Here is a 26,868-nt window from a genome sequence, read left to right as displayed (position 1 = left end):
AACTCCTTGCTAATCTATATTACTAGGATGAATAGGTTTGCCAAGTAAAAAGCCTTGAGCGTATTTTATACCGTAGCTAAGTACTTGTTCTAAAATTTCATTAGATGATACGAACTCGGCTACAACATCGTATTTTTGTCTATTTGCAAACTCTACTATAGTTTGTACGACGCTTCTTGCATTTTCGTCAAACGGAAGTTTTTTGATGATCGAACCGTCTATTTTTAAGTAATCGATGTCAAGCTCAAGCATTCTATAGTAGTTTGAGTATCCGCTTCCAAAATCATCTATAGAGAGTTTACATCCGTGATCTTTTATGCTTTCTATAAATAGATTTATCGATGCATAGTCGTCTATACCTTCACTTTCTAATATTTCTACAGTAAGGTGGCTAGGCTGTGAGCAAAGAGAAAGTTTTTGCATAAATAGCTTTTTAACAGATTCGTTTACCATGTCTATGCTTGATAAATTTATAGAAAACTTTTTATCGCAAAATGTTTCTAATAGATCAAAAGCTTTGCTTATAACTTGTTTTGTGAGTGCTATATAAAGCGATGTTTGTTTTGCTACTCCTAAGAACTCTCCGGGATAGTGTATTTTATTTTCGGAATCTATGATGCGTATTAGAATTTCATATGACGACAATATAGGTTTATTGCTTGATCTAATATCAAATATGCCTTGACACTCGACTATAACTCTATTTTCATTTAGTGCGTATTGTACCATTCTTGAGATTAGCTGGTTTTTATGATATTGTTGTTCTATTATGTTGTTATCTTGATAAAATGCTATATTTTGGTCGTTCGATATCGCTTCATGGTGAGCTAAGATAGACTGAGTGAGGCGGTTTGTATTTGGAGTGTCTGCCTCCATGCTAACGCCCATTGTGATATTTATATTTGGTAATATTTCTCTGCCTTCGCTTGTTATTATGTCTATATTTTTTACCTTAAAATACTCTAAGATATGTTTTACATCTTTATTTATATTGCTTCCTTCATACCATATACAAAACTCATCTAGTTGTATTCTGTATATGCTTGAGTTCATTTTATATGTTTCTATGCATAGTTTAAGCGTTTCTGATATCGCAGTTAATATAAGATCCACAGTCGATGTTTTATAAAAAAATCTTAAATTTGAAAAGTGATTTACATTTATATAGATGACGATACCTTTTTTCTTATCATCTATTTTTTCCATAAGCGCTATGTGATTTCCTAAACCTGTTAGTTTATCTGTTAGAGCGCTGTTTCTTATCTCTGCAGTTTTAAATCCAAGCTCTTTTGCTATAAGTCTTTCTTTTGTGATATCTTGTTTGACTATGATAGCTCCAGATATTTGTGAATACTCGTCTAAAGTCGGTATGGCTATGATTTTTTCATATATCAAAAGTCCTTTTTTTGACTTGCTTATAAACTCGTTATATCTGCAGATTTGCTTACTTTGGAGTATATCGTCATAGATATTTGTACCTTTTAAATTTGTATTTAAGAAGCTTAAAGTTTTATTTAAAACTTCTGATTTTTTATATCCACTTATCTGTTCAAAAGCAGGATTTGCATCTATGATTTTGCCTTCTCGATTTATGATTAAAATTTGATTTGGACTATTTGCTATCATATCTCCCATCTGGTTTATTTTGGCTGCATTTTTTCTATTTTTTACGCTTGTATAGATATTTCTAGTAGATGATAATATAATAATAAACAAAAGTACGACTACGCTTATCATAAGATCATTGATGTTTGATTTGAAATGATTATTTATAGCATTTAAAAAGGCGTCTATTTTTTGCGTGGTTTTTAAATTTATATTATCGTACGATAAATTTGAAAGCGCTAAAATACTATTTCCTACATCTTTAATGGCGCTTAAAAGAGAATAATCAAAACTTTTAGTATCTCCTATATTGTTTAATTGCATATTTATATCGTGATTGAACATAGTTGCGTTAAACTCTGTTCCTAACTTGCTAAGAATTATATACGAGTATAGTTTGCTTACAAACTTTAAATTTGATGCGTATTGTATATTTTGACTTATGTATACAAGATCATTGCTTGATATTGATTTTAGAGTTTGGTATTTTTCTATGATAATTTTTTTGTTTTCTATAGCCTTTTTTAGGCCCATAAATATCTTTTTATTTTTGATCTTAAAGAAAAATTTAGAAAAGTCTTTTGACATCTCTATTTCGTGAATAAGTCTGTTTATCTCTGTTATTTTAGCGTTCATATCATCGTAATTTATCATAGATAGTTGTTTAGACATTTGAATATCTATATCGTTATTTAATATTTTTATCTCCGATGCTTTGTCAAGCCAAAAGTTATTTTTTGATATAATTTCACTAGTGTGAAATATAAAATACGCACAAAAAAGAGATAACACCAAAACCATAACAACAATTATTTTATTCGTAATATATCTTTTATTCATATAATATCTCCGGAGTGTTTCCCTCTAAAGTAAGTAGAAATTTATATATCAGTTCGCACTCTTCCTCGTTGTGTTTTCTCGAGTGTATCCTTGATCTTATCATTTCGATAGCGTCTCTAAGCTCATTTACGCGTCCATCGTGAAAATACGGTTTTGTAAGAGAGATGTTTCTTAGCGTTGGCACTTTTAATATCTCGTTTGTATTTATCATTTCATTTTTCATAATGCTTATTATATTTCCGCCTAAATTTATTCCGTTATGACAGCTAACGCAGCCAGATCTTATAAATATATCAAGTCCTTTTTGTTCGTCATCGCTGAGTGCGGTTTTATCTCCTGCTAAAAATTTATCAAAACGACTAAGCGGCGTAGTAAGTGCTTTGATAAACTCAGTTAAAGCATCTACTGAATTTTCAAACGTCACGCCGTCTTTGTAGAGATTTTTAAATTTAGCTTCATATTTAGGATTTTTGTTTATTTGAGATACTATAAATTCCTCTTGACTGTTAAGTTCTTTATCGCTAGTTAATGATTTTTTTATCTGTTCACTGAGATTTTTTATATCTCCTTTACTAGAAAATATAAAATTTAAAGAGGAATTCAGCAGAGTCGGAGGATTTAACAGTTTTTGATTTGAAGTTCCGGTTGCGGTGATTTCAAGATTATGACAAGTTTCACAAGAGATAGTTTTATCTTTGCTTAGTCTTTTATCTCTAAAAAGCTCTTTTCCTAGATCTGCTTTTTGCTTGTTATATGCTTTTTGCTGCGTAAGAGGCATAAATATCTCATCTCTGATCTGTCCAAACAAACTCGTGATAATTCCTAAAATCAGAATTAACTTTATCATCAAAATACCAATACTTTCATTATGCCAATGCTTTCATTATACTGATGTTTTTGGCGAGCTATTTTTACTAGCGTATTTTGCAATTGCTAACCTTTTTTAAATGTATCATTTTATAAAAAAAAGGCTTAAAATCAAATCTATCTGTTGAAAATTTAAAATATCTTACTAGCTGCATTTTTCGCAAATACCCTTTATAACGGCACTTTTTATATTTTTACCAGGTAAATTTGGAACTTCGATTTTTTCCATCTCATGGCATGTTTCGCATACAAAATATGCTTTAGCATGATCTGCTAACTCATAAAAACTTTTATGCTCTATTTCATTTTTGATGATCAAATTTTTGCTTAAAAGAAGATCTAAATTTCTATAAATTGTTGTTTTATTTGCTTTGATTTTAGACAAAAACTCATCATAACTTATAGGTTTGTTTGCGTTTTGCAACATCTTTACTAACTCTATTCTAAGCGGAGTTGAAGATATATTATGGCTTTGTAAAAAAGTAGTCGCTTTCATTTAACCACCTAATTTTTTTGGTTAAAATCATATCATAAAAACAGTTAAATTTAAAATATATAATAAAAAATAAGTCAAATTTTAGCCATATTAGAATATAATTTTTGAATTATTTACTGTTAAGTTGCAACTAAGTTGCATTTGATATAATGCTCTGCAAAATATTAAATTTAAAAGGAAAAAGATGAACAAATTTCTTTGCGTTTTATGTATAGGCGCTGCATTTATATATGCAAAACCAGTTGTAACTACTAGCATTTTACCTACGAAGTATTTTGTTGAGCAAATAGCAGGAGATAGTGTAGACGTAAATTATATGGTAAATGCCGGTGCCGATCCTCATATTTATGAGCCGCGTCCCGAACAGATGAAAAATCTAGAAAAAAGCGATATATTTTTTGCCGTTGGAATGGAATACGAAAATACGTGGCTTCCAAGATTTGCTAAAAGCTATCCGAGCTTAGATATAATCAAAACTCAAAAAGGTGTTCCGCTTATAACTAGCGAGGCTCATGAGCATGGAGATCACGACCATGAAAAACACGATCACGCTAAACAACATAAAGATAGTTATTACGGAATTTTTGATGATAATGATGTAAAAGATAGAGATATCAGCGACTGGAACGGAGATTTTAATAGTGTATATCCGTATTTGATCGATGGTAGTCTTGACCCTGTTTTAGAAGCCAAGGCAAGCTCTCCAAATAGTGATAAAAATTTCAACGAGTATAAAAAACAGTATGAAAAAGGCTATAAAAGCAGTATAAATCGTATAGTTATAAACAACGGTAATATAAGTTTTTATACTTCTAACGGTGTAAATACTGGAAAATATGCTTATAAAGGTTATGAAATTCTAACATATAAAAGCGGTAAAAAAGGTGTCAGGTATCAGTTGGAAAATATAGATAAAAATAGTAATGCACCTAAATTTATTCAGTTTAGCGACCATGAGATCGGTCCTGCAAAAATCTCTCATTTTCGTATTTATATGGGAGATGATAGTTTTAAAACTCTTAGTTTAGAACTTGAAAATTGGCCTACTTCTTATAAATCAAATATGAAAAAAGCAGATATCATAGAAGATATGTTAGAACATATAGACAGGAATTTTGATACTCATATCTGGGTTGATCCTCTTCTTGTTAAAATACAAGCTAAAAATATAGCTTACGCTTTAATAGCTCATTATCCTAAAAATAAAGCTTTATATGAAGCAAATTTAGCTAAATTTCAAAATGAACTTGATATGCTAGATAGTTATATAAAAGAGCAACTAGCTTCTGTAAAAAATAGAAATTTCATAGTTTACCATCCGTCGTGGGCGTATTTTGCTAAGCGCTACGGCTTAAATCAAATAGCTATAGAGACTGAAGGAAAAGAGCCAAAACCGGCTCAGTTGGCAAATATCATAAAAGAAGCCAAAGAAGAGAACGTAAAAGTTATCTTTGTAGCGCCGCAGTTTTCTAAAAAAGCAGCACAGCTTATAGCTAAAGAAGCCGGTGCAAATGTTGTAGAGATAGATAATTTAGCCGAGGATTGGGTAGAAAGTATGAAAAATACGGCAAATGCATTTAAAGAAGGTTTATGAAAGTAGTTTTTTTAACTTTAATTTTATTATTGCAAAGTGCGTTTGGATGCGCGCTTTGCTCACTTTATTCACCTACGGCTCATACTGAGATAAGTTTTATCGAAGATGATGATAAAATAAAAGATGCAAAAGTCAAATGGATATTTTCTGAGAATTTTACCGAATTGACTTTTAAAACATATGATATAAACTCAAATTTAAAACTAGAAGAAGATGAATTATCAGAGATTCAAAAAGCTCTTTTGGACTATTTGGAGCCTAAAGATTATTTAATGGATTTTTCGTATTATGACGGAGAGGAAAAAAGCAAAAAACTAAATTTAAAAGCAAATGAGGTAAAAACCGCTATCGAGGACGGAAGACTCGTTTTTACATTTTTATTTCCTTTAAATTTGGATTTAAAAGATGGTAGAGTAATTCGAATAAGTATATTTGATACGCAAGAGTATTTTAACTTCAAAATCGCAGATTCTAGTGCATATGAGACAAAAAGTGGACTTTTCATCAATCCAAATATAAATTTAAATATTGCATTTTACGAGATTGATAAAGAGAAAAAAACAAATCCCGATAAGCCTAGTTTAGCTAGTATAATACCTAAAAATACGAACCCCTCAAATGCGGATGAAAGTCCAAAATACGACTCTACGCAAAACGCTACTTTGGATTCTTTAAAAGATATAGATAGAATCGATGAAGAAAAATATAATCTTTTAGCAAAAGTTAGTACAAATTATCTTGATAATTTAAAGATGCTTATTAAAGATAGCAGCGGTTCTGGAGTGTTTGCTATTTTGCTAGTTTCGTTTGTTTATGGATTTTTACATGCTGCTGGTCCGGGACATGGAAAACTTCTTACTACTAGCTATTTTGCGGCTAACCGCGCTAGTTATATGAAGGCGATCAACTTGTCCTTAAAAATCGGCTTTTTGCATGTTATTGGAGCGTTGATTTTGGTTTATGTTATGATGTTTGTTATAAATGCTTTTATAACAAAAGCTACAAACGAAGCTGCTAGTATCACGACAAAAATCTCGGCCGTCATAATTATATTAATAGCTATTTTTATGATTTTTACTAAATTAAAGATATTTTTCAAGTCGAAAAAAATTAAATTTAAAACAATTAGCGATCAATCCAAAATATATACCAAAATTTTTAACTATTCAAATTCGAATCATGAACATAACGGTACTTGCGGCTGTGTTTGCGCCTCTTTTTCTTCAGGATTTCCTCGCTCGGTTTATGAGTGGATGCTTGTTTTTGCCGCAGCTCTTGTACCTTGCCCAGGAACAGTGCTTGTTTTTGTTTTGGCATTTAGTTTAGGTAGTTTTGGTATAGGATTGGCAAGTGCTTTTATGATAGGTCTTGGTATGGCTAGCGTGATATTTATAGCGGCGGTATTTGGTAAAAGTATGAATGATTCGTTATTTAAATTTAAAAATCTTAGAGTTTATCTTGAGTTTTTAGCTCTTGCTTTAATGATAGTTCTTGGTGTTTATATGTTTATTATTTCAAGTAGAGTTAGTGTTTTATGACAGTAGAATTAAAAAACGTAACATTTGGTTATGACGGCTCTACTATCTTAAAAAACATAAATTTAGTTTATCATTCTAGTGATTTTCTTAGCATAATAGGACCGAACGGAGGCGGCAAAAGCAGTCTTTTGCGTCTTATGTTAGGTCTTATCGCTCCTTTAAAAGGCAGCGTATTAATAGACGGTAAAAGCCCAAAAGAGCTCTGTAAATTTATAGGGTATGTTCCTCAGCATATACCTATAAATAGAGCATTTCCTATGAGTGTTTTAGAAATTGTTTTAATGGGTAGACTGGATAATAAAATATTTGGATTTTACTCAAAAAAAGATAAAGAATTAGCTATGAATGCACTTAAAAAAGTTTCTATGCAAGATTTTTATAAAAGAGGAATAGGAGAATTAAGCGGCGGAGAGAGACAAAGAGTTTATATAGCAAGAGCACTTTGCAGCGATGCTAAAATTCTTATGCTAGATGAGCCTACGGCTAGTATAGACACAGAGGGTCAAGCAGAAATTTATACTAGACTTAAAGATATAAACGCAACTGGTATAGGTATAGTTATAGTAAGTCATGATATAAATATGGCTATAAGTTTTGCTAGTAAGGTTGCTTATGTTAGTCGCGAACTGTTTTTGCATAGCATAGACGGTAGAGACAAGCAGAGTTTTATAGAGCATTTGAGTCGCTCTCACGATCATTTTTGTGATGTTGAGATAGCTTTAAAGAAGTGCGGCTGTAAGGAGCATGTATGATAGACGCTTTTAGTTTTAGTTTTATGCAAAATGCTCTTTTTGCCGGAATATTAGTAAGCGTGGCGTGTGGCATTATGGGCTCTCTTATAGTTGTAAATAAAATGACTTTTATAGCAGGCGGAGTTGCGCACGGAGCATATGGCGGTATAGGAATAGCATTTTTTTTAGGCTTAAGTCCACTTTTGGGTGCTACTTTTTTTGCCATAGCACTTGGACTTTTAATAGCTTTTATAAGCCTTAAAAATAGAGATCGTACAGATAGCATAATAGGTGCTATATGGGCGTTTGGTATGGCTATAGGTATTATTTTTATAGATATTACTCCAGGATATAATAGCGATCTTATGAGTTATCTTTTTGGATCGATTTTGGCTGTTTCTAGCAGTGATTTATGGTTTATGGCTTTCATAGATCTGCTTTTTATAGCTTTTAGTATAGGACTTTATAGGCAAATTTGCGCAGTAAGTTTTGATAGCGAGTTTGCTAAACTTAGAGGAGTCGACACAACGCTTTTATACTATGCAATGACGGCTCTTATGTCTCTTTGCGTGGTAGCCACTATAAGAGTAGTTGGACTTATACTTGTTATAGCTCTTCTTACTATACCTCCTTATATCGCTGAAAAGTTTAGTCCGAATTTAGGTATTATGATGATTTTAGCAGGCGTTATATCTGCACTTTTCACTATTTTTGGTTTGTGGCTTAGTTATAGTTATAATCTTACGAGCGGTGCTAGCATTATCTTAGTCGCCACGATCTGCTTTTTTGGTGTTGAGGTATTTTGCACATTTAAGTCTAAGCTAAAAAATAAAACTCAAATTTAATTTTCAAATTTAAGAGTCGCTTGCTTTATTAAATTTGAACCTATTTCGCTAAACAGCACTCCAAAAAGTATAGCCGTAGCTCCTAGTACCTGCGTTACGCTTAAAATTTCATTTGCGATATAATAACCGGCTAATCCGGCGCTTACTGGCTCAAGCGTGAATATCAAAGCTGTTTTTGTAGCAGTTGTATAAATTTGAGCGTAGCTTTGTACGAAAAATGCAAATACGGTAGCAAATAGAGCGCAGACTATAAGTGCCATTAAAAACTCTGTTTCAAAACTAATTTGAAGTCCTTGAAATAATGAATTTGTATCACCACTCTCAAACAATATCGCTCCAAAAAAGCTTAAAATCGTCACGGCAAAAAATTCGCAAATTACCATCGCATAAATATTACATTTGCTAACCAAAACTCCTGTAAATGAGATATGCAAAGCATAACAAACAGCGCAAATAATGGATAGAATTTCGCCTTTACCAAGCCCAAATTCTCCCGTGCCGCTAAGAAAATATAGTCCGATAAAAGCTATAAGAGCTCCTCCAAATGCAAATTTATTCACACTTTGCTTAAAAAATACAAGCATCAAAAACGGTACTAAAACGACGCTTAATCCTGTGATAAATGCTACTGTTGAGCTATATGAGTATTTGAGCGCATATGTCTGAAAAGCAAATCCGCAAAATAACCAAAATCCTAAAAATAAACCATAATAAATTGATTTTTTATCAAATTTACATATTTTGATGCAAAAAACAAACATAAAAATAGTAGCGATTAAAAATCTCCAAAACAAAAAGCTAAAAACATTAACGCTTTTTATAGCTTCGGCTACCGGTACAAACGTCATTCCCCAAGAGATCGCTACAAAAATAAGTAAGATCTCAGCTATGACACTCTTTTTCAACTTAATCTTCTTTCAATAAAAAATGCGTTAATTCTAGCATAATGTAAATTAAGATATAATTACACTCTTTTTAAAATAAGGATAATAATGGAGCTGATTTTTTTATCTATCGCTTTAGCAATGGACAGTGTGGCTATAAGTATGGCAAACGGCGCAAGGTGTATGAACATAAAAGCTTTGCAAATTTTTAAAATGTCTTTTTTGTTTGGAATATTTCAAGCTTTTATGCCGGTTATCGGTTATTTTTTGGGTCTCGCATTTGTTGGGTTTATATCTTATATAGATCATTACGTAGCTTTTGCTATTTTGCTATTTTTAGGTATAAAAATGATAAAAGAGAGTCGACAGATTAGCGTACATTGTAGTTTAAATTTAAGTTTAAGAATGCTTATGTTAGGAGCTTTTGCGACTAGTTTGGATGCGCTTGCCGTAGGAATTACTTTTAGTTTTGAAGAGATAAATATAGCTATCGCGGCTTTTGTGATAGGCTTGGTATGTTTTGTTTTATGCGTTATTGCTAGTTACATGGGCAGAGTTTTGGGCGAAATGTTAGAAAGCAAAGCTCTAGTTCTTGGCGGCGTTATACTTATTTTGATAGGCTGTAAAATTATCATAACTCATCTGATAAATTAAGTCTATATAAACCGTTTTTTATCTTTGTTAAAACGCCTTTTTCCTCTAAGAGCTTGAAGGTCTGAATAACTGTGGGTTTGCTTACTTCGAGCTCGTCGCAAATCTCTTTTATAGTATATTTTACAAGATATTTTTCATCCATATTTTCTACTAGAAGCTCCATTATAAGCGTTTTCTTTTCGCCTAGAATTTTTTTAAAGAGTTTTGTTAGAATATTAAATTTAAAATTATACTTATCCATACTAATCCCGCTAAACATATACTTAAAAACACAGCCGCACTTGCAGCGTCTTTTGCTTTTTTAGCTAGTATATGATAGTTTGTCGTAGTAAGGTCTACGGCTCTTTCTATAGATGAGTTGATACACTCTACTACAAGAATCAAAAATAGCACGGCGGCTAAAAGTAGATGTTCGCTTAGGGTTAAATTTAAAAAAACAGATACGATAAGTAGAGGAATTATGATGGCTAGTTCTATTTTAAAGCTTTTTTCGCTAGATATGATATCAAAAAGTCCGCTAAAGGCATATGATGAGTTTTTAAAAAAGCTATATTTCGGTTGATTTCTCACTTTATATCCTTAGCAAATAAGTCCAGATTGTTATCATACACGTTTGAATCTATACTAAAAAATCCAAGCATAGAGTGAAAAACATAGTCTTGTGATAAATTCTCATCTTTTAATCTGCTCAATTCATCTAATTTTTTATTGTCGTTTAACCAAAGTATGGCAGGAACATGTATTTGAAAATCCGGAGCAAAAGCATAAGGCATACCGTGCAAATATAATCCGTTTTCTCCCAAACTCTCGCCGTGATCACTTACGTAAAGGAGCCCGGTCTCAAATTTAGAATCTTTTAGCATATTTATTATTTTATTCATAACATAATCGGTATATAGTATAGTATTATCATATGTATTTACTATTTCATCATGCGTACAGTCTTTTAGTACGGCAGTATCGCAAGTAGGGTTGAACTTATCAAACTCTTTTGGATATCTTTTAAAGTAAGTTGGCCCATGGCTTCCTTGCAGATGAACTACTATAAAGCTGTTTTTTGAAGCGTTTTGTATTTTGGAATTTATATCTTTTAGCATGACTTCATCAAAGCCCTCTCCGCCGTAATTTTTAGCGTTTTGCAGTCTATCGCAGACTCCTTTGCACCATCCAGAATTGTTACCAAACCAGCTTACATCAATATTTGCTACAGTAAATACGTCTAATAAATTACCCGTATTGTTAGCTTTGCTTGGAGAAAACGTTTTTTTTGTTAAATTTGAAAACATACAAGGTACGCTTATAGCAGTAGATGTTCCGCATGAGTAGAAGTTCGTGAAGCTAAGTACGCCGTTTTCTTTCGAGTATGGGTTGGTATCGTTTTTCATATAGTTATTTAACGAGTAATTAGCAGCTCTCGCAGTTTCTCCTACTACAAGTACAAATAATCTTTTTTTATCATCTTTTAGAGTTGCGTCAAGTCCTATTTTTTGAAATTCTGCTTTAGGAGTTAGTGATTTTGTAAATTTAATTATAGAGTATATAGGATAAAACGGAGTTGTAAAAAACCTGATTTCCGGATAGTTTCTAAAAAATGGTATAAAGTTTTTGCTAAATATACCAAAAGAAGCTCCGAAAATGGCTAAAGCCGCTACTATAAAAATAGATCTGATTTTTATCTCGTGCAAAACCTTAGAATAGATAATTTTCGTTTTTACTACGATAATCACGACGAAAACGGCGCCTAAAATCCATAAAATTATATCCCAATTTAGTAGATCTTTCACCTCTTTTACATCCGTTTGCACCGCATTTCTTATCATATCGCTATCTATTATTGTGCCGTACGTGTTCATAAAGTACGCTCCGGCAATTCCGCTAATACCTATAAAAATTGATAATGGTTTAGTTAGATAAGGTAGGAATAATAAGCTAAAAGCTATTATCAATAGTGCAAAAAATAGCACCGGAAGCGTTAAAATAACAATTTTGTTTTCGTAAAAACCTGCTTTATTGATTGCAAATTCAAAAAATTTGTAGTTAAGCAAGGTTATAAAAAGAGCAAAACTCAATATAAAAATATTTGAGCTGATTTTCATGAAGATCCTTAAAATTATTTGTTAAAATTATAATTCAATATGGTAAATAGATAAAAATTTAGTATAAGTATTTTAAATTTGAAGTTATAATTTAAGCAAGAAAATATATAAAAGGATTAAATTTGAAACTAATTTCGTGGAACGTAAATGGACTTAGAGCAGCGCTTGGAAAAGAGTCTTTTTCGTGGCTAGATGAGCATAAACCGGACTTTTTAGCTTTGCAAGAGATCAAAGTAAGTGAAGATAAGATACCAGCAGAAATTTATAATCTGGGATTTGAAAATATATCCGCAAATTCAGCCAAAAGACCTGGCTACTCAGGTGTGATGAGTTTGTCGAATTTAAAATCTCAAAATTTAAAATCGCAGTTTTTTGATGATGATGAAGGCAGAGTTTTGGAACATAAATTTGATAATATACATCTTTTCAATATATACTTTCCAAACGGTCAAAGCGGAGATGAAAGACTAGCATATAAGATGGATTTTTATGACAAATTTCTATCTTATATCAATGCTTTGGTGAGCGAAGGCAAAGGAGTGATATTTTGCGGCGACGTAAATACCGCTCACCGTGAAATCGACCTTAAAAATCCAAAAGCCAACTCCAAAACAAGCGGATTTTTGCCTATTGAAAGGGCGTGGATAGATAGGGTTATCGATAGCGGATTTATAGATACTTTTAGATTTATAAATGGCGACAAAGAGAACGCTTACTCATGGTGGAGCTATAGATTTAACGCAAGAGCTAAAAACGTCGGTTGGCGGATTGATTATTTTTTCATTAGCTCAAATTTAAAAGATAAACTAAAAGATGCCTTTATACTTGATAGCATAGAAGGTAGCGATCACTGTCCAGTGGGTATCGAGATAGATCTATAAAAAAAACGGAGGAAAATCATGGATAGTATAGTCACGGTTATCGATATGCAAACTAAGCTTTTAAACACGATGAGCGATAAAAATTTGTTGCAAAACAGTGTTAAATTTCTAAAAATAGCAAATGATCTAGGACTTAAGGTGATCGCTACGCAGCAGTATAAAAAAGGGCTTGGCGATACCGATGAGCAGATATTAAATTTGATAAATTCCAAAATATTTGATAAGTCGGAATTCTCGGCTTTTAACGTTATAAAAGATGAAATTTCAGGTTATAGAAATGTGATTTTGATCGGAGTAGAAGCTCATATATGTGTATATCAAAGCGCAAAAGATCTGCTAAATAATGGTTATAATGTGACTTTGGTAGACGAGTGTGTGGGCAGTAGAGACGAAAGAAACAAAGAGCTTACTTTTTTAAATTTAAATGGCGTTACCGTAAAATCTACCGAAATGATAGCGTTTGAGATGATGTGAAGTGCCGAGCATGTCAAATTTAAAGATATCTCAAAGTTGATAAAATAGTTAAAGAGTTATTTTATAACTTTGCGAAATGAGATCAAAAACCATCTTATTTTCCGCCTTTTCAAGCAAAATCGATATCCAGTTCTTTTTGTTCATGTGATAAGCGGAAAAGATGGCTTTGTTATCTTTTAGCAAAATAGCCAAATCTTTCTCGCATTTGACATTCAAAACATCAACCGCGTCATCTCCATTTAGTCCGAGTTTGTTTCTTGGTATGTTGATTACGGCTCCGTACCATTTTTGATTTTTTAAATGTCTTAAAATGGCGTATTTCGGATATTTTTTCCATGGATGATCGGGGATCGTACCGTACTTTTCTTTTGCATACTTAAATACAGTCTCTCTGGTCATAATATTTATTTTAAAAATAGTTAATTTATAGTCCGGCGTTTGCTATGGCTTCTGCTTGGTAGTGCGCGATGAGCGGGTCTATGATCTCATCAAAAAGTCCTGCTGCCATAATGGCATCTAGCCTATAAAGAGTGAGATTTATGCGGTGATCGCTGATGCGGTTTTGTGGGTAATTGTACGTGCGGATACGACCGCTTCTATCTCCGGTGCCGACTTGATCTTTTCTCTCTTTGCTTTCTTTTTCTCTGCGTTCGCGCTCTTGCATATCGTAAAGCCTAGCTTTTAAGACCTTTATAGCGGCGTCTTTGTTTTTGTGTTGGCTTTTACCGTCTTGATTGACTACGACTAAGCCTGTTGGTATGTGAGTTACGCGCACGGCACTGTCTGTGGTATTTACCGACTGTCCGCCATGACCCGAGCTTCTCATAACGTCTATTTTAAGATCGTTTGGATTTATATCTATCTCGCTATCTTCTACTTCTGGCATGATGGCTACTGTGATAGCCGAAGTGTGCACTCTACCTTGACTTTCTGTTTCTGGCACCCTTTGAACTCTGTGAGTTCCGCCTTCATACTTAAGTCTTGAGTAAGCACCTTCGCCTTTTATGAGTAAAATCAGCTCTTTATATCCGCCCGCACTTCCTTCGCTTGAACTTACTATCTCGTATTTATAGCCCCGCTCTTCGGTATATCTTATATACGCAGTAGCTAAGTCTCCTACAAATAAGGCAGCTTCATCGCCTCCTGTACCGGCGCGTAGCTCTAAAAAGATATTTTTTTCATCGTTTGGATCTTTTGGAAGAAGCAGAAGTTTTATCTCTTCTTCTAGTTTCGGAAGCTCTGTTTCTAGCGCTTTTAGCTCATCTTTAGCTAGTTCGCCTAGTTCTGGATCTTCAAGTAGAGTTTTATTTTCTTCTATACCGTTTAAGATACTTAAGTATCTTTGAGTAGCGTCTTTTATGGATTCTAAGTTTCTTTGCTCTTTTGAGAGTTTAGTCATACGAGATATATCGTTTATGACCTCTGGATCGCTAAGAATAGAGTTTAACTCATTGTAGCGATCTATAAATGGACGTAGTTTGTCAGCTAACATTTAAATTTAAATTATGCAGCTAAAGTACTAACAAGTTTTGCTAAGCGGCTAACTTTTCTAGAAGCGGTCTCTTTTTTAAGGAATCCTTTGCTTACAAAGCTATGGAAGTTTTTATTTGCATCTTTTAAAGCTACTAATGCAGCGTCTTTGTCGCCGCTTGCTACTGCAACTCTTACCGCTTTGGTTAAATTCTTAAGTCTTGTACGGTAAAATCTATTTCTCTCGGTTCTTTTTATAGTTTGTCTTGCTCTTTTTTCAGCAGATTTGTGGTTTGCCATAACTTACCTTTTTTTATAATTTTAGTCGGTGATTATATCCTAAAGATAATTAAATAAATCTGAATTTAAGTCAAATTTAATCATTCTCATTCTGTTTTTTAATGTAATTATTTTCCGTTTTTAAATTTAGAATTGTATTTCATATGCAAATTTAATATTGTTTTTGATAAAATAGCTAGTTAAATTTAAAAAAAGAAGGCAAAAATGAAGCTTTTTGGAACTGATGGAGTTAGAGGCAGAGCCGGAGAGAAGCTAAACGCGATGACTGCGATGAGACTAGCGATGGCTGCTGGAATTTACTTTCGTAAAAACTCAATTACAAATAAAATTTTAGTCGGAAAAGATACCAGAAAAAGCGGATATATGATCGAAACCGCGATAGTAGCCGGACTTACCGCAGTTGGATATAATGTTATACAAATAGGTCCTATGCCGACTCCAGCGATAGCATTTTTGACTGAAGATATGCGCTGTGACGCCGGCATAATGATAAGCGCCAGTCATAATCCATTTGATGATAACGGTATCAAATTTTTTGATAGTTTCGGAAATAAGCTAAGCGTAGAGGCTGAACAAGCCATAGAAAATATATTTTTTCATAATGAAATAATAGAAAACAATCAAAAAATAGGTCTCGAAATCGGTCAGTCAAAAAGAATTGACGATGTTATAGGCAGATACATAGTTCATATCAAAAACTCATTCCCTAAAAGTCTTACTTTAAAAGGTTTAAGAGTTGTTTTGGACGTTGCAAACGGCGCAGTTTATAAAGTCGCTCCGACCGTATTTAGCGAGCTTGGAGCAGAGACAATAGTTTTAAACGATGAACCAAACGGCGGAAATATAAATGATGGCTGCGGTGCTTTGCATCCTGAAAATTTGGCAAAAGAAGTTAAAAGATTAAGAGCCGATATAGGATTTGCTTTTGACGGTGATGCCGATAGACTTGTGGTTGTCGATGAAAATGCAAAAGTTGTCGATGGAGACGCTTTGCTCGGCGTTTTGGCTACTTATCTTGATGAAAATAAGATGCTTGATAAAAAGGAGATAGTAGCCACCGTGATGAGTAATGCCGCACTTGACGACTATCTTGCAAAACACAAAATTAAGCTTCTTCGTTCAAACGTCGGAGATAAATTCGTTCTTGAAATGATGAAAGAAAACGGCATAAATTTCGGCGGTGAGCAGAGCGGACACATCATATTTAGCGATTTTTCAAAGACCGGCGACGGACTTGTTTCAGCTTTGCAAGTAAGCGCTTGTCTCTTAGCTAAAAATAAAAAAGCCAGCGAGATATTCGGGAGTATTAAAGCATATCCACAAAAACTTTCAAATTTGAAAATTATAGAAAAGAGACCTCTTGATGAGCTTAAAGGCTTAAAAGAACTTGAAGACGAGCTTAAAAAACTAGGAATTCGCACTCTTTTTAGATATTCTGGGACTGAAAACGTTATAAGACTTTTGCTTGAGGGAAAAGACGAAGCATTGGTAACTAAAAAGATAGCTGAAGTAGAAAAATTCTTTATAAAAGCATTAAATGAGTAAGGTAATTTTTAAATTTTTATCATATTTTGCAGCTATATTTGCCGTTGATCAGATTATAAAATGGATATTTTTAAACGGATTTAGATATAAAGGCGAGTTTATAGATCTTGTTTTGGTCTTTAATAAAGGTGTGGCATTTTCTATGTTTGAGTTTTTGGGAACAAATTTAAAATACATCCAGTTAGCTCTCATCGCTGTCCTTTTGGGCTATCTTTTTGGACAAAAAGAACTTTTAAAATCCCATACCGCAGCATTTGGTCTGCTTCTTGGCGGAGGCTGCTCAAATATACTTGATCGATTTGTGCATGGCGGTGTGGTTGACTATATTTTTTGGCATAAATGGTTTAACTTTGCCGTATTTAACTTTGCCGATATGATGATAGATCTGGCGATTTTGATTATTTTGATTCAGAGTTTTATGCATAGGAAAAAGTAATGCAAAGAAATATTTATATAGCGTATGCGCTCTGGTTTTTTCTAGGCGGTTTTGGTGCTCATAGGATATATTGCGGCAAATTTTTGAGCGGATTGTTGCAATTATTGCTATTTTGGATCGGAAGTTTAACCGCTATATTTTTAGTTGGATATATATTTCTTGCTATTTGGGGAATTTGGTGGCTTGCAGATCTGTTTTTTACCTCTAATTGGGTAGAAAAATTAAATTCAGTTAATTGTATAGAAAAAAGCATTAGCGATTCTCATAAATTAAAAAAAGTAGAAAAACTATATGAATTGTATAAGAACGGCGCTATGAGTTACGATGAGTATCTCAGGCGTAAAGATGAAATTTTAGGCTAAGATTTAATATTATTTGAATTTATATGGTAAACTAACGGAAAAATTTTATTAAGGAGTTACAAAATGAGCTATGAAGCTTATTTATGGGTCAAATGGCTGCACTATGCTGCGTTTATCTCTTGGATGGCGATGCTATTTTATCAGCCACGACTTTATGTTTATCACGCAGAACACATACAAAATCATGGATTTGTCGATGTAGTAAAAATTCAAGAAAGTAAGCTTTACAACGGTATAGGCTGGATAGCTATGATAATTACCATTTTAAGTGGTCTTTCGATACTGATTTTTGAAAAACCGGAGCTTATGAAACAAGGGTATTTTCATATGAAATTGCTTTGTGTGATTATCTTAGTTGCGTATCATTTTAGCTTGGGGTACTATTTAAAACAGTTTAAAAATAACCGCTGTACAAAAAGCGGAAAGTTTTTTAGAATGTATAATGAAGTGCCGACAATAATAATGTTTATCATTCTATACGCTATGATTATAAAGGCGCATTTGATTTAAATTTGGGTTTTACCCAAATTTAAGCGATATTTTTATATAATCCAAACTCTTTTGGTTCTATAGCTCAGTTGGTAGAGCATCACCTTGACATGGTGGGGGTCACTGGTTCGAGTCCAGTTAGAGCCACCATTTATACTTATATATCTAAAAATTAATTAAACTTTTAAATTTATACCTTATTTAAGATCTTGCAACGTTGAGCTATGCAAATTTACAAAAAACAAAGTTATAAATTCTTTTTTTATGCTATGATGCATTTTAAAATAGCACTTATATTGCCGGTTAAACTCTTTCTTTATAATTTTTTTGGTTTTATTTAAATTTAACAGAACGTTTTTGAGTTTTTTCTAAATTTGAAACTCTCTTTTCTAATCTAATGTGAATTATTTTAGAGATGATTAAAACCAAACTCGAAACTTTGATTAGAACATCTAAAGCTTTCATATATGCTATCCTTTGTTTTTAAGTTATTATATCATAATTGATTATCTTTATCAAGTATAATATTCAAATTTAAATAAAAATATGCAGCGGTTTTGCTAGAATAGATAAAATACAAAATACTCGAAAAACGCCGCTTTCTACTTACCTAAATTTAAATTTATCTTAATAAGTAAGCTTGTTAATAATATGATTACAACTCAGACTAGGTATTTACTCGGACAAAATGATAAAAATTTTGTGTATGGCGATAATGGAAATTGTACGCGATTAAGTTCAATTGCCAAAAAATAGTTAATGAAAGCTATAGACTTGAGAAGTTAAAATATTCCAGATATGATACAACAAATTTTTCTTTTAATAACTTATATGACCCACAAACCAGGCAGTATTCTTGGAAAGGCGAAGACTCTTACCAAAATCAACAATACGATAGGTTTATAAATTTATACAACGATTATATGAGCGAACTTAAAAACAGAGATAACCATATGGCAGGTCTAAGCGACGAAGAAAAATATCAAAACATAAAATCAATCGTTATGATAGCCGTAGAAAGAGACTTCACATCTGCGACTGGTCTAACATTCACCTTAGATAACTTACAAAAAGTAAAAGATAGCTTTGAAAAAGATAGAAGCGATACTGCAAATATGCTTATAGACACCGATATACTAACAGCTATAAAAATAAATAAAAACGGAACATTCACTCTTAGATTTAATAGTGGAAGAGAGTTTGTAGTAGATAAACTATATAAAGATACAAGCAAAGTATTTGAAGCAAGGATAGAACTAAACTTAAATATAAATAGACTAAACGAAGAAGAATTAAATACTAAATTAGACTTTAGCGTAAGTGCGGCTAAAATAAGAAATAGTTCAGGAGAGATGGAACTTATATCTTTAAAAGATCTTGGCGTTGAGATGATAAAGAAACTATCTAGTAGAGGATATAAGTTATTTACTGATATACAAAACAATAAAAGCATAACAGTAAGCGATATCTATACTAAATATATATTTGGTAATTCAAATTTAGATAATTCTGATAAATCAAGTAATTTAAATTTAAATAACTCAAATTCAAACAAAACCATAAACGAGTAAAGATAAATTCTATCCAAAACCTCTTAGAGTTTGGGCGTGAGCTGTAAATTTGCTTATATTTAAATAAATATTTAGACAGATAAATATAATTAATTGTCTGTCTAAATTTATAATTAAAAATCGTAAATGCAACTAAATATTAACAATTTGATTAAATTTAGCCTAAAATACGGCATTAGTAAGCTTTAATAATCCTAAAATTCAGTTTAACTTAAAATACAATTAGATAAAATCAGATATTTTGTTCTTTCGTTGTATGGAAGAGCAACCGGTAGAAAGAGGAATATAATGAGCGATATAATTGCATATAAAGTAAATGAGCAAATAGTTGATACCCAAAGTTACTGTGGAAACGGTGGCGAAGAGATATTTTTTGATAATTCAAAAGAAGCGTTAGACGTTATAAGACACTCTTGTGCGCATCTTATGGCCGCAGCGATAAAAGAGCTATATCCAAACGCTAAATTTTTCGTAGGACCATGTATAGAAGACGGATTTTACTATGATATGAGAGTTAGTAAAAGCGACGGCGAAAAGCTAGGTGAGAGCGATCTTGAAGAGATAGAAAAAAAGATGAAAGAGCTAGCATTAGCTAAAATCGATATAGTTAAATTTAACTCGACAAAATCAGAAGTCGCAGCAAAATATGCAAGCGACGATCTAAAACAAGAAGTTCTAAAACGCATACCAGATGGCGTCGTTAGCTTGTACTCTCAAGGAAACTTTGAAGATATTTGTCGTGGACCTCACGTACCAAATACGATTTTTACAAGATTTTTTAAACTAACTAGAATAGCCGGAGCATACCTTGGTGGAGATGAAAACCGCGAAATGCTAACTAGAATTTATGGAACCGCTTACGCCGATAAGGAGAGTCTAAAAGAGCATATTCGCATCATTGAAGAGGCTAAAAAGCGCGATCATAGAAAACTCGGCGCAGAGATGAAATTTTTTACATTTGATGATACTATAGGTGTTGGACTTCCTATATGGCTGCCAAATGGCGCAAGGCTTAGAAGTCGTTTAGAACACAAGCTTTATCGTACTCATAGACTTCGCGGTTATGAGCCTGTTCGCGGTCCTGAAATTTTAAAAAGCGATGCTTGGAAAATCAGTGGTCACTACGCGAATTACAAAGAAAATATGTATTTTACCGTGATTGACGAGCAAGAATATGGTATAAAGCCGATGAACTGCGTGGGACACATCAAAGTCTATCAAAGCGAAATTCGCAGTTACCGCGATTTGCCTCTTAAATTTTTTGAATATGGCGTAGTTCATAGACATGAGAAAAGCGGTGTTTTACACGGTCTTTTTAGAGTTCGCGAATTTACTCAAGATGATGCGCATCTATTTTGTATGCCAAGTCAGATAAAAGAAAATGTGTATGAAATTCTAAGTTTTGTCGATACTTTGATGAGTGCATTTGGGTTTACTTACGAAATGGAAATTTCAACAAAACCTGCAAAAGCAGTTGGCGATGACGCTGTTTGGGAGATAGCTACTAAAGCGCTTAAAGATGCTCTTGATGAAAAAGGATTGAAATATGGTATAGACGAGGGCGGCGGCGCATTTTACGGACCAAAGATAGATATAAAAATCACAGATGCGCTTAAGCGTAAATGGCAGTGCGGAACTATACAGGTTGATTTTAATTTGCCTGCTCGTTTTGATCTTGGTTATATAGATGAAAATAACGAAAGAAAACAGCCTGTTATGCTGCATCGTGCCATTATGGGTAGTTTTGAGAGATTTATAGGAATTTTGCTTGAACATACGGCCGGAGAGCTACCATTTTGGATAGCGCCGACACAAGTTGTTATCATACCTATTAGTAATGAACACCATAAATATGCAAATGAGGTACACTCTTTGCTTCTAGATATGGATGTAGATAGTGAAATATTTAATAAAAATGAGACTTTAAATAAAAAAATACGGACAGCAGAGAAACAACGAGTACCGATGATAATCGTACTTGGAGATAATGAGGTTGCAAACAGAGGTGTAGCACTTCGTGATAGACGTGCTAGAGAGCAAAAAGATATGAGCTTAGACGAGTTTTTAGGCTTTATTCAATCTAAATTAAATGAGGTGAATATTTGAGCAAAGAGAAGGATGTTTATCTAAACGAAGAAATTCGTGCTAGTGAGGTAAGATGTGTCGGTGATGATGGTACTGCTTATGGTGTTATAAGTAGAGAAGAAGCTCAAGATATCGCAAACCGTATGGGGCTTGATTTGGTTCTTATAGCTCCCGATGCTAAACCGCCGGTTTGTAAGATAATGGACTACGGTAAATTCCGTTATCAGCAAGAAAAGAAGCAAAAAGAAGCAAAAAAGAAGCAAAAAGTTATTGAAGTAAAAGAGATAAAACTCTCAGTAAAAATAGCCCAAAACGACATTAACTACAAGATCAAGCACGCGCAAGAATTTCTTGAAGAAGGCAAGCATGTTAAATTTAGAGTTTTTCTAAAAGGAAGAGAGATGGCTACTCCAGATATAGGCGTTGTTATGCTTGAGCGAATTTGGGAACTTGTAAAAGATTACGCGGATCGCGATAAAGTACCTGCTTTAGAGGGACGTTACGTAAATATGTTAGTAACTCCTAAAAAGGGATAAACTTTAGCCTTGTGGTTACTAGCCCAGGCTAGTTGCCACTTCTTCATAAATAAAACAATAAATTAAATTTAAATAAATTTTTACACAGTTATCTATTATTTTTAAATTTATATATTTTAATGCTATTTTTTTGATACAATAATAAAGTTAAATAGAATTGAATTTATTTTAAGGAGGACAATATGGACGTAAGCGCCATTACAATGTATATGCAAGATAAGGTTCCATCTCAAGGTCTACTGTTGTTGCAAGACAAGCTTAAAGTTGCTTCACAAGAGAAGGTACAAAGTATTGCTTTAATTCCATTGAAAAATCCACTGATCGGTCTTATATTAGGTGTTTTATTTGGCGGATTTGGTGTTGATAGGTTTTATAAAGGTGATGTTATACTTGGTATCGCTAAACTTGTGCTGACTATCATAGGATGGATGACTGTGCTTATCGTCATAGGTTATATATTTTTGATAATAGTCTTCGTGTGGGTTATTGCCGACTTCTTTCTAGTATATAAGGGTATCAAGCAAGATAATCTAAATAAAATAATTCAGATACTCGCATGATTTACTCTTAAGATTTAAATTTTATCTCATTATTACAAGTCATGCAAGAGTATTTTTTGCCTTGTATGATTTTGTTGTGGATGGTTATAGATACTATGTGCGTTTTATTTGGACAACCACATGTATATCTGTATTTTTTTGTTGTGCTTGGTTTATTTTGATTGCTAAGTTGTAACTTTCTCCATTCTTCGATTCTGGTATCATGATGAAGTATATGCTCAAGAAGCCATTTTTCAGCTATAATAACTAAATTTTCTTTTAGATCATTTACATTTTTTGCAGTTTTTATGAGATTTGACATACTATTTATAATATCTTTATGGATAGATGAGTGCTGTTCTAAATATGGATATTCTATAAGCTCCATATAGATCTCTTCATCTCTAAAATGCTCCTTCATATACTCAAAAAATTCAGTTATTATATTTCTAATATCTTCTCTTGAGATATTTTTATTAGCATAAATATATGATTTTTTTGCAAGTTCAAATAGCTTTTTGTGCTGTTTATCTATACCATTATTTCCTACACTATATTTATCGTCCCATACCGGTATCATAACCCTACCCTTTTTGTATAATATAATTACGTAATTATAGTAAATTTATTTTTAATGTTACTTTATATGAAATTTAATTATATAAATTAAAGTATATCTTTAGCCAAATATATGACTAAAGATGTCTTTGATAAGCAATTAAAATGCAATTAAATTTATGTTAAAATTTATTTTTTTTCGCATCATTGACTATTGAATTTGCTATATTTTCTACTTCAATAGATATTTTGTTTGTATCATTAACTATATCAACATTTTGTTTTGTTAATTCATCTACGTTAGCAACAGATTGGTTTATCTGATTCATGGTTTCGGTTTGCTCTTTGATGCTTTGACTCATATCATTTATGCTTTGACTAAGTATATTTACGTTTGCCTCAATCTCTCCTAGCGATTTCCCTGTTCTTTCGGCAAGTTTTCATACCTCGTCCGCAACAACCGCAAATCCTCTGCCGTGATCTCCTGCGCGCGCTGCTTCTATTGCCGCATTTAATGCTAGCAAGTTTGTTTGATCTGCTATATCTCTAATTATTGTTATAATACTTTTTATATCTTCTGATTGTTTTATAACTTCCATAGTGCGTTCGTTAATCGAAGTCATAGAATTACTCATCTCTTCAATCGCAGCTGCACTTTCTCCTAGTGAGCTAGCTTGACTTTTTGAGCTCTCATTTAACATAATTACAAAATCTTGTAAGTTATTTGCTTTTGCTTGTAGGATATCTGCTTGTTTTAGGTTATCTTTTAACATTTTAGTTATATTTTTTCCTAAAGTATTTATTATCTTTTCAACTTCTCCTCTAGCATTAGGTATGTTAGATGTAAAATCAAGATTTTTAAAATCATCGAATGTTTTTTGGATAACATTTATATCGCTTCCGACTTTTTGCTCAAGCACTTCTAACATAGAGTTTAAAACATCTTTTAGTTTGTTTAGCTGCGGTGAAACCGGAACATTAACTATTCTTGCTTTTAAATTTCCATCCTCAACCTCTTTTACTTTTTGCAAAGATTCGCTAACTAATTGAGCGTCTTTTTTAATAGCATTTTTAATGATACTTATATTATCATTTATCATTGTAGCCATAACTCCAAACTCATCGTTTGATTTTAAGCTTATATCTTTAGGATTATCGTTTTTATAATTTAAGAAATCAAAGAAATTTTTGAGACCAAATACTATATTATTTATCGGTTTTAAATATCTTTTGGCTAGAATTAATACTATAAACGATGAGATAATAATATATAATGCAGACAGCCATAGTTGTTTTTTTAGTATATTATTTATACCTTCTTCAAAAATATTTTTATCCATAGATGCGCAAATTATCCAGTCGCTATGTTTTGAATTCATACAATCTGCGATATTTTGATTTCCGTTAGATCTTGTGTAGTTGATCATTCCGTATTTGTCAATATTTTTATTTTGAAAGTTATTTACGAGACTTAGAGTAGAGTTTGGCGATTTTCCTATTTGATTTTTTTCTTGATGCATAATGATTTTTCCTTCAGAATCTAATATCATTATATATCCGCCTTTTGTCTCTCCAAGCTTTATAATTTTTTTACTTAAATTTTCGGCTTCTAAATTTATACCTAAAACTCCTATAAATTTATTTTCTACATGTATCGGAGCTGCTAAAGTTATATATGTATTATTATCTAAATTTTGATAAGGATCTGTGATGATGAGTTTATTTTTCTTTAAAGCTTCTTGGTACCATGGATATTTTCTCGCATCATATATACTATTTGCTTCTTTTATAGTTCCGTCTGATTTGTATATAGTTCCGTCTGATTCATATACCATATGTATAGACGAAAATTCCGTTATTTTATTTGTAGTTTTTAGTATATTTTGAACTTCTTCGCGGGTTAAATTTGGTTTTGATATCTGTTTTGATATTTGCTCTGCTTTATTGGCATCGAATTCCAGCTCGATATCTAATATATTTTCAGATCCCGCAACTGCTTTTTGCCTTTCTAAAGAGAGAAGTTTTATAGAGTTATCTCTAGAATCTATATAATTGATATATGTAAAACTTATCAGTGCTATTGCAAAGAGTAAGGATACGCCTATGGAGATTTTGCTTGCTATGCTTTTGTTGAAAAACAACATTTTTTATCCTTTGTCATTAAAATTAATTTATTCTAATGAATCTATCTTTTAAATAAGCTTAAAATATATATCTTTACTTGTAAATTCTTTATTAAATAAATAAAAAGAAATTATTTATTATCATTCAATATTTATTTAATTTTTAAATTTATTATATAATTTAAACTAAAAAATAGTATTATTTAGTTTATTAAATTTTATATTATGAAATAGGTTTTTAATTAGTATAGGTTAATATAAATAGTTTAAGACTTAAATTAGCCTTAAACTATTGTTTATAAGTATGTATTGTTTTATAAATTTAAAACTTATCAGACCGGAAGTACTCTGATATTTGGACTAAGATTTTCTTGCAAGATATTTTCTATCGCGTATAGAGTTCCTGTAGCTCCGCTTGCGCAACCGCTGCAAGCCCCGAGATATCTGATATAAATATCTATTTTACCGTCCGCATCTTCTTTTTTAATATCCAAAATTTCCATATTTCCGCCATCCATAACAAGCATCGGACGTATATTTTCATCGATCACAGCTTCTACGGCTTTTAACTGTTTTACAACTGTTAGCTCTTCAAAACTAAGATCGCTATCAAGTCCGCTTCCGCTTATTTTAGCATCAGCTACGGCTCTTAGTCTCTCAGCTTCCATTTCCGCTCTTGTTTCGGCTAAAATATCGACTAGGTAATACTCTCTTTTTTCGTGACCGCCGGGCTTGATACATGACTTACAAAACGCACCTGCTTTTGTGTATTTAGTTATATCTTCTACTGTTTTTAGATCATTTAGCTTGATAACTTCTTTTATAGTTCCAAGACTTACTCTGGCGCATTCACAGACGATTATTTCATCTTCAAAATGTTCTGGATCTACGCCTTTATAGCTAGCCGCAGCGGCTTTTATAACATCGTACGCCATTACTGAGCAGTGCATTTTTTGTGGCGGGACAGCTGGAATTTCCGGATCATCGCGCATAGCTTTTTCAACATCTATATTTGTTATTTTAACGGCTTCATCTACTGTTTTTCCTTTGCAAAGTTCAGCCATATAATCACTAGAAGCTATAGCTGTTCCGCAACCAAAACTTTTAAATTTAGCGTCTTTTATAATGTCCGTGTTTTTTTCCACAGCCCAATATAATCTAACGGCGTCTCCGCAACTTTCAGCTCCGTGATCTGCTATGATGAGCTCACAGCCCATCGCATTTGCTTGTTCTTCCGTGATTTCACCCATATTTTTTGGATGATTCATTGCATCTTGCACCTTTTGTGAATACTCTTCCCATATATTTCCGCTTATTAAGTTACTTTTAGCCATCTTTTCTTTCCTAAA

Annotated in this window: 30 protein-coding genes and 1 tRNA gene; 16 read left to right on the top strand and 15 right to left on the bottom strand. The window is 32.6% G+C overall.

Annotated features, from left to right (window positions below; translation table 11 throughout):
* Positions 1 to 9: 9 nt before the first annotated feature.
* From RVY88_RS02175 to RVY88_RS02165, 3 genes are all read right to left on the bottom strand, one after another.
* Entirely contained in the window at positions 10 to 2,445 is a 2,436-nt protein-coding gene (locus RVY88_RS02175; RefSeq protein WP_202930973.1) for a GGDEF domain-containing phosphodiesterase, read from the bottom strand.
* The gene (locus RVY88_RS02170) at positions 2,438 to 3,292 is read right to left on the bottom strand and encodes a cytochrome-c peroxidase (protein ID WP_065844636.1); all 855 of its coding nucleotides are present in this window, start codon (positions 3,290 to 3,292) and stop codon (positions 2,438 to 2,440) included. The genes RVY88_RS02175 and RVY88_RS02170 overlap by 8 nt, the downstream gene beginning before the upstream one ends.
* 165 nt (positions 3,293 to 3,457) lie before the next feature.
* Complete coding sequence (locus RVY88_RS02165; RefSeq protein WP_162167207.1) at positions 3,458 to 3,808, bottom strand: Fur family transcriptional regulator; 351 nt, start codon at positions 3,806 to 3,808, stop codon at positions 3,458 to 3,460.
* Positions 3,809 to 3,992: 184 nt separating this feature from the next.
* On the opposite strand from RVY88_RS02165, the gene RVY88_RS02160 reads away from it, so the two are divergent.
* Genes RVY88_RS02160 through RVY88_RS02145 form a run of 4 tightly spaced genes read left to right on the top strand, consistent with a single transcriptional unit; the run spans position 3,993 to position 8,516 of the window.
* Positions 3,993 to 5,402 carry a metal ABC transporter solute-binding protein, Zn/Mn family gene (locus RVY88_RS02160; RefSeq protein WP_317051251.1) on the top strand — a complete coding sequence of 470 codons (1,410 nt, stop codon included), beginning with the start codon at positions 3,993 to 3,995 and terminating at the stop codon, positions 5,400 to 5,402.
* Entirely contained in the window at positions 5,399 to 6,940 is a 1,542-nt protein-coding gene (locus tag RVY88_RS02155; RefSeq protein WP_162167209.1) for a DUF1007 family protein, read from the top strand. The genes RVY88_RS02160 and RVY88_RS02155 overlap by 4 nt, the downstream gene beginning before the upstream one ends.
* Positions 6,937 to 7,692 carry a metal ABC transporter ATP-binding protein gene (locus RVY88_RS02150; protein WP_011732324.1) on the top strand — a complete coding sequence of 252 codons (756 nt, stop codon included), beginning with the start codon at positions 6,937 to 6,939 and terminating at the stop codon, positions 7,690 to 7,692. The genes RVY88_RS02155 and RVY88_RS02150 overlap by 4 nt, the downstream gene beginning before the upstream one ends.
* On the top strand, positions 7,689 to 8,516 hold the full coding sequence (locus RVY88_RS02145) for a metal ABC transporter permease (protein WP_011732323.1): 828 nt from the start codon (positions 7,689 to 7,691) through the stop codon (positions 8,514 to 8,516). Before RVY88_RS02150 ends, RVY88_RS02145 begins: the two co-directional genes overlap by 4 nt.
* Here RVY88_RS02145 and RVY88_RS02140 read toward each other — a convergent pair.
* Positions 8,513 to 9,421 carry a DMT family transporter gene (locus RVY88_RS02140; protein WP_002850823.1) on the bottom strand — a complete coding sequence of 303 codons (909 nt, stop codon included), beginning with the start codon at positions 9,419 to 9,421 and terminating at the stop codon, positions 8,513 to 8,515. The genes RVY88_RS02145 and RVY88_RS02140 overlap by 4 nt on opposite strands.
* An 87-nt stretch (positions 9,422 to 9,508) precedes the next feature.
* Between RVY88_RS02140 and RVY88_RS02135 the strand changes: the two genes are divergently transcribed.
* Positions 9,509 to 10,054, top strand: a complete 546-nt coding sequence (locus RVY88_RS02135) for a manganese efflux pump MntP family protein (protein ID WP_011732322.1) — start codon at positions 9,509 to 9,511, stop codon at positions 10,052 to 10,054.
* On the opposite strand, the gene RVY88_RS02130 is transcribed toward RVY88_RS02135, so the two are convergent.
* The 3 genes from RVY88_RS02130 to RVY88_RS02120 are packed head-to-tail and all read right to left on the bottom strand — an operon-like array spanning position 10,032 to position 12,150.
* Complete coding sequence (locus tag RVY88_RS02130; protein WP_024305260.1) at positions 10,032 to 10,295, bottom strand: winged helix-turn-helix domain-containing protein; 264 nt, start codon at positions 10,293 to 10,295, stop codon at positions 10,032 to 10,034. The two genes, RVY88_RS02135 and RVY88_RS02130, sit on opposite strands and share 23 nt — an antisense overlap.
* A complete protein-coding gene (locus tag RVY88_RS02125) occupies positions 10,262 to 10,624 on the bottom strand; it encodes a diacylglycerol kinase (protein WP_002850819.1) in 363 nt (120 codons plus the stop codon). Before RVY88_RS02125 ends, RVY88_RS02130 begins: the two co-directional genes overlap by 34 nt.
* Positions 10,621 to 12,150: a phosphoethanolamine transferase gene (locus RVY88_RS02120; protein ID WP_024305259.1), complete on the bottom strand. Its 1,530-nt coding sequence runs from the start codon at positions 12,148 to 12,150 to the stop codon at positions 10,621 to 10,623. Before RVY88_RS02120 ends, RVY88_RS02125 begins: the two co-directional genes overlap by 4 nt.
* 122 nt (positions 12,151 to 12,272) lie before the next feature.
* On the opposite strand from RVY88_RS02120, the gene RVY88_RS02115 reads away from it, so the two are divergent.
* On the top strand, positions 12,273 to 13,031 hold the full coding sequence (locus tag RVY88_RS02115; protein ID WP_057040789.1) for an exodeoxyribonuclease III: 759 nt from the start codon (positions 12,273 to 12,275) through the stop codon (positions 13,029 to 13,031).
* Between the two features lie 18 nt (positions 13,032 to 13,049).
* Entirely contained in the window at positions 13,050 to 13,505 is a 456-nt protein-coding gene (locus tag RVY88_RS02110) for an isochorismatase family protein (protein ID WP_162167211.1), read from the top strand.
* A 48-nt stretch (positions 13,506 to 13,553) separates the two neighbouring features.
* On the opposite strand, the gene RVY88_RS02105 is transcribed toward RVY88_RS02110, so the two are convergent.
* The 3 genes from RVY88_RS02105 to rpsT are packed head-to-tail and all read right to left on the bottom strand — an operon-like array spanning position 13,554 to position 15,275.
* A complete protein-coding gene (locus tag RVY88_RS02105) occupies positions 13,554 to 13,904 on the bottom strand; it encodes an MmcQ/YjbR family DNA-binding protein (protein ID WP_002850814.1) in 351 nt (116 codons plus the stop codon).
* A gap of 25 nt (positions 13,905 to 13,929) precedes the next feature.
* Entirely contained in the window at positions 13,930 to 14,997 is a 1,068-nt protein-coding gene (gene prfA / locus RVY88_RS02100; RefSeq protein WP_002850812.1) for a peptide chain release factor 1, read from the bottom strand.
* Between the two features lie 11 nt (positions 14,998 to 15,008).
* Positions 15,009 to 15,275 (bottom strand): 30S ribosomal protein S20, encoded by a 267-nt coding sequence (gene rpsT / locus RVY88_RS02095; RefSeq protein ID WP_002850811.1) that lies wholly within the window; start codon positions 15,273 to 15,275, stop codon positions 15,009 to 15,011.
* A gap of 204 nt (positions 15,276 to 15,479) precedes the next feature.
* Here rpsT and glmM point away from each other — a divergent pair, with 204 nt between their 5' ends.
* The 5 genes from glmM (at position 15,480) to RVY88_RS02070 (ending at position 18,257) form a co-directional block, all read left to right on the top strand.
* The gene (gene glmM / locus RVY88_RS02090; RefSeq protein WP_002850809.1) at positions 15,480 to 16,820 is read left to right on the top strand and encodes a phosphoglucosamine mutase; all 1,341 of its coding nucleotides are present in this window, start codon (positions 15,480 to 15,482) and stop codon (positions 16,818 to 16,820) included.
* Positions 16,813 to 17,256 (top strand): signal peptidase II, encoded by a 444-nt coding sequence (gene lspA, locus RVY88_RS02085; RefSeq protein ID WP_002850807.1) that lies wholly within the window; start codon positions 16,813 to 16,815, stop codon positions 17,254 to 17,256. Before glmM ends, lspA begins: the two co-directional genes overlap by 8 nt.
* On the top strand, positions 17,256 to 17,618 hold the full coding sequence (locus RVY88_RS02080) for an NINE protein (protein ID WP_162167212.1): 363 nt from the start codon (positions 17,256 to 17,258) through the stop codon (positions 17,616 to 17,618). Before lspA ends, RVY88_RS02080 begins: the two co-directional genes overlap by 1 nt.
* Positions 17,619 to 17,681: 63 nt before the next feature.
* Positions 17,682 to 18,128 carry a CopD family protein gene (locus tag RVY88_RS02075; protein WP_002850804.1) on the top strand — a complete coding sequence of 149 codons (447 nt, stop codon included), beginning with the start codon at positions 17,682 to 17,684 and terminating at the stop codon, positions 18,126 to 18,128.
* 53 nt (positions 18,129 to 18,181) lie between these two features.
* Positions 18,182 to 18,257 (top strand) — tRNA-Val (locus RVY88_RS02070).
* Positions 18,258 to 18,440: 183 nt separating this feature from the next.
* Here RVY88_RS02070 and RVY88_RS02065 read toward each other — a convergent pair.
* On the bottom strand, positions 18,441 to 18,572 hold the full coding sequence (locus RVY88_RS02065) for a hypothetical protein (protein ID WP_002850786.1): 132 nt from the start codon (positions 18,570 to 18,572) through the stop codon (positions 18,441 to 18,443).
* Positions 18,573 to 18,829: 257 nt separating this feature from the next.
* Between RVY88_RS02065 and RVY88_RS02060 the strand changes: the two genes are divergently transcribed.
* From RVY88_RS02060 to RVY88_RS02045, 4 genes are all read left to right on the top strand, one after another.
* Positions 18,830 to 19,678 carry a hypothetical protein gene (locus RVY88_RS02060; protein WP_317051250.1) on the top strand — a complete coding sequence of 283 codons (849 nt, stop codon included), beginning with the start codon at positions 18,830 to 18,832 and terminating at the stop codon, positions 19,676 to 19,678.
* 285 nt (positions 19,679 to 19,963) lie between these two features.
* Positions 19,964 to 21,784, top strand: coding sequence for a threonine--tRNA ligase (gene thrS, locus RVY88_RS02055; protein ID WP_162167428.1), 1,821 nt, complete (start codon positions 19,964 to 19,966; stop codon positions 21,782 to 21,784).
* On the top strand, positions 21,781 to 22,299 hold the full coding sequence (gene infC, locus RVY88_RS02050) for a translation initiation factor IF-3 (RefSeq protein ID WP_162167427.1): 519 nt from the start codon (positions 21,781 to 21,783) through the stop codon (positions 22,297 to 22,299). Before thrS ends, infC begins: the two co-directional genes overlap by 4 nt.
* 182 nt (positions 22,300 to 22,481) lie before the next feature.
* Positions 22,482 to 22,859 (top strand): NINE protein, encoded by a 378-nt coding sequence (locus RVY88_RS02045; protein ID WP_162167426.1) that lies wholly within the window; start codon positions 22,482 to 22,484, stop codon positions 22,857 to 22,859.
* 7 nt (positions 22,860 to 22,866) lie between these two features.
* Here the strand turns inward: RVY88_RS02045 and RVY88_RS02040 are convergent, their stop codons facing one another.
* The 4 genes from RVY88_RS02040 to RVY88_RS02025 all read right to left on the bottom strand — a co-directional run bounded on the left by RVY88_RS02040 (position 22,867) and on the right by RVY88_RS02025 (position 26,853).
* Positions 22,867 to 23,418 (bottom strand): bacteriohemerythrin, encoded by a 552-nt coding sequence (locus tag RVY88_RS02040; protein WP_011732311.1) that lies wholly within the window; start codon positions 23,416 to 23,418, stop codon positions 22,867 to 22,869.
* A 160-nt stretch (positions 23,419 to 23,578) separates the two neighbouring features.
* Positions 23,579 to 23,758: a hypothetical protein gene (locus RVY88_RS02035; RefSeq protein ID WP_238389030.1), complete on the bottom strand. Its 180-nt coding sequence runs from the start codon at positions 23,756 to 23,758 to the stop codon at positions 23,579 to 23,581.
* Between the two features lie 78 nt (positions 23,759 to 23,836).
* On the bottom strand, positions 23,837 to 25,540 hold the full coding sequence (locus RVY88_RS02030) for a methyl-accepting chemotaxis protein (RefSeq protein WP_238389029.1): 1,704 nt from the start codon (positions 25,538 to 25,540) through the stop codon (positions 23,837 to 23,839).
* Positions 25,541 to 25,851: 311 nt separating this feature from the next.
* Positions 25,852 to 26,853, bottom strand: a complete 1,002-nt coding sequence (locus RVY88_RS02025) for an iron-sulfur cluster assembly scaffold protein NifU (RefSeq protein ID WP_002850779.1) — start codon at positions 26,851 to 26,853, stop codon at positions 25,852 to 25,854.
* Positions 26,854 to 26,868: the final 15 nt, after the last annotated feature.

The organism is Campylobacter sp. TJR-1 (assembly GCF_032840035.1).
Lineage (GTDB): Bacteria > Campylobacterota > Campylobacteria > Campylobacterales > Campylobacteraceae > Campylobacter > Campylobacter fetus.
Note: the sequence above shows the minus strand (reverse complement) of the source record. Positions and strands in the feature narration are given on the sequence as shown.

What these genes read in the sequence shown, in the direction of transcription:
- RVY88_RS02175 (WP_202930973.1), bottom strand. Translation starts at nt 2,445, where the DNA reads ATGAATAAAAGATATATTACGAATAAAATAATTGTTGTTATGGTTTTG.
- RVY88_RS02170 (WP_065844636.1), bottom strand. Translation starts at nt 3,292, where the DNA reads ATGATAAAGTTAATTCTGATTTTAGGAATTATCACGAGTTTGTTTGGA.
- RVY88_RS02165 (WP_162167207.1), bottom strand. Translation starts at nt 3,808, where the DNA reads ATGAAAGCGACTACTTTTTTACAAAGCCATAATATATCTTCAACTCCG.
- RVY88_RS02160 (WP_317051251.1), top strand. Translation starts at nt 3,993, where the DNA reads ATGAACAAATTTCTTTGCGTTTTATGTATAGGCGCTGCATTTATATAT.
- RVY88_RS02155 (WP_162167209.1), top strand. Translation starts at nt 5,399, where the DNA reads ATGAAAGTAGTTTTTTTAACTTTAATTTTATTATTGCAAAGTGCGTTT.
- RVY88_RS02150 (WP_011732324.1), top strand. Translation starts at nt 6,937, where the DNA reads ATGACAGTAGAATTAAAAAACGTAACATTTGGTTATGACGGCTCTACT.
- RVY88_RS02145 (WP_011732323.1), top strand. Translation starts at nt 7,689, where the DNA reads ATGATAGACGCTTTTAGTTTTAGTTTTATGCAAAATGCTCTTTTTGCC.
- RVY88_RS02135 (WP_011732322.1), top strand. Translation starts at nt 9,509, where the DNA reads ATGGAGCTGATTTTTTTATCTATCGCTTTAGCAATGGACAGTGTGGCT.
- RVY88_RS02130 (WP_024305260.1), bottom strand. Translation starts at nt 10,295, where the DNA reads ATGGATAAGTATAATTTTAAATTTAATATTCTAACAAAACTCTTTAAA.
- RVY88_RS02120 (WP_024305259.1), bottom strand. Translation starts at nt 12,150, where the DNA reads ATGAAAATCAGCTCAAATATTTTTATATTGAGTTTTGCTCTTTTTATA.
- RVY88_RS02110 (WP_162167211.1), top strand. Translation starts at nt 13,050, where the DNA reads ATGGATAGTATAGTCACGGTTATCGATATGCAAACTAAGCTTTTAAAC.
- RVY88_RS02105 (WP_002850814.1), bottom strand. Translation starts at nt 13,904, where the DNA reads ATGACCAGAGAGACTGTATTTAAGTATGCAAAAGAAAAGTACGGTACG.
- prfA (WP_002850812.1), bottom strand. Translation starts at nt 14,997, where the DNA reads ATGTTAGCTGACAAACTACGTCCATTTATAGATCGCTACAATGAGTTA.
- rpsT (WP_002850811.1), bottom strand. Translation starts at nt 15,275, where the DNA reads ATGGCAAACCACAAATCTGCTGAAAAAAGAGCAAGACAAACTATAAAA.
- glmM (WP_002850809.1), top strand. Translation starts at nt 15,480, where the DNA reads ATGAAGCTTTTTGGAACTGATGGAGTTAGAGGCAGAGCCGGAGAGAAG.
- lspA (WP_002850807.1), top strand. Translation starts at nt 16,813, where the DNA reads ATGAGTAAGGTAATTTTTAAATTTTTATCATATTTTGCAGCTATATTT.
- RVY88_RS02080 (WP_162167212.1), top strand. Translation starts at nt 17,256, where the DNA reads ATGCAAAGAAATATTTATATAGCGTATGCGCTCTGGTTTTTTCTAGGC.
- RVY88_RS02075 (WP_002850804.1), top strand. Translation starts at nt 17,682, where the DNA reads ATGAGCTATGAAGCTTATTTATGGGTCAAATGGCTGCACTATGCTGCG.
- RVY88_RS02065 (WP_002850786.1), bottom strand. Translation starts at nt 18,572, where the DNA reads ATGAAAGCTTTAGATGTTCTAATCAAAGTTTCGAGTTTGGTTTTAATC.
- RVY88_RS02045 (WP_162167426.1), top strand. Translation starts at nt 22,482, where the DNA reads ATGGACGTAAGCGCCATTACAATGTATATGCAAGATAAGGTTCCATCT.
- RVY88_RS02040 (WP_011732311.1), bottom strand. Translation starts at nt 23,418, where the DNA reads ATGATACCGGTATGGGACGATAAATATAGTGTAGGAAATAATGGTATA.
- RVY88_RS02035 (WP_238389030.1), bottom strand. Translation starts at nt 23,758, where the DNA reads ATGAGTCAAAGCATCAAAGAGCAAACCGAAACCATGAATCAGATAAAC.
- RVY88_RS02030 (WP_238389029.1), bottom strand. Translation starts at nt 25,540, where the DNA reads ATGTTGTTTTTCAACAAAAGCATAGCAAGCAAAATCTCCATAGGCGTA.
- RVY88_RS02025 (WP_002850779.1), bottom strand. Translation starts at nt 26,853, where the DNA reads ATGGCTAAAAGTAACTTAATAAGCGGAAATATATGGGAAGAGTATTCA.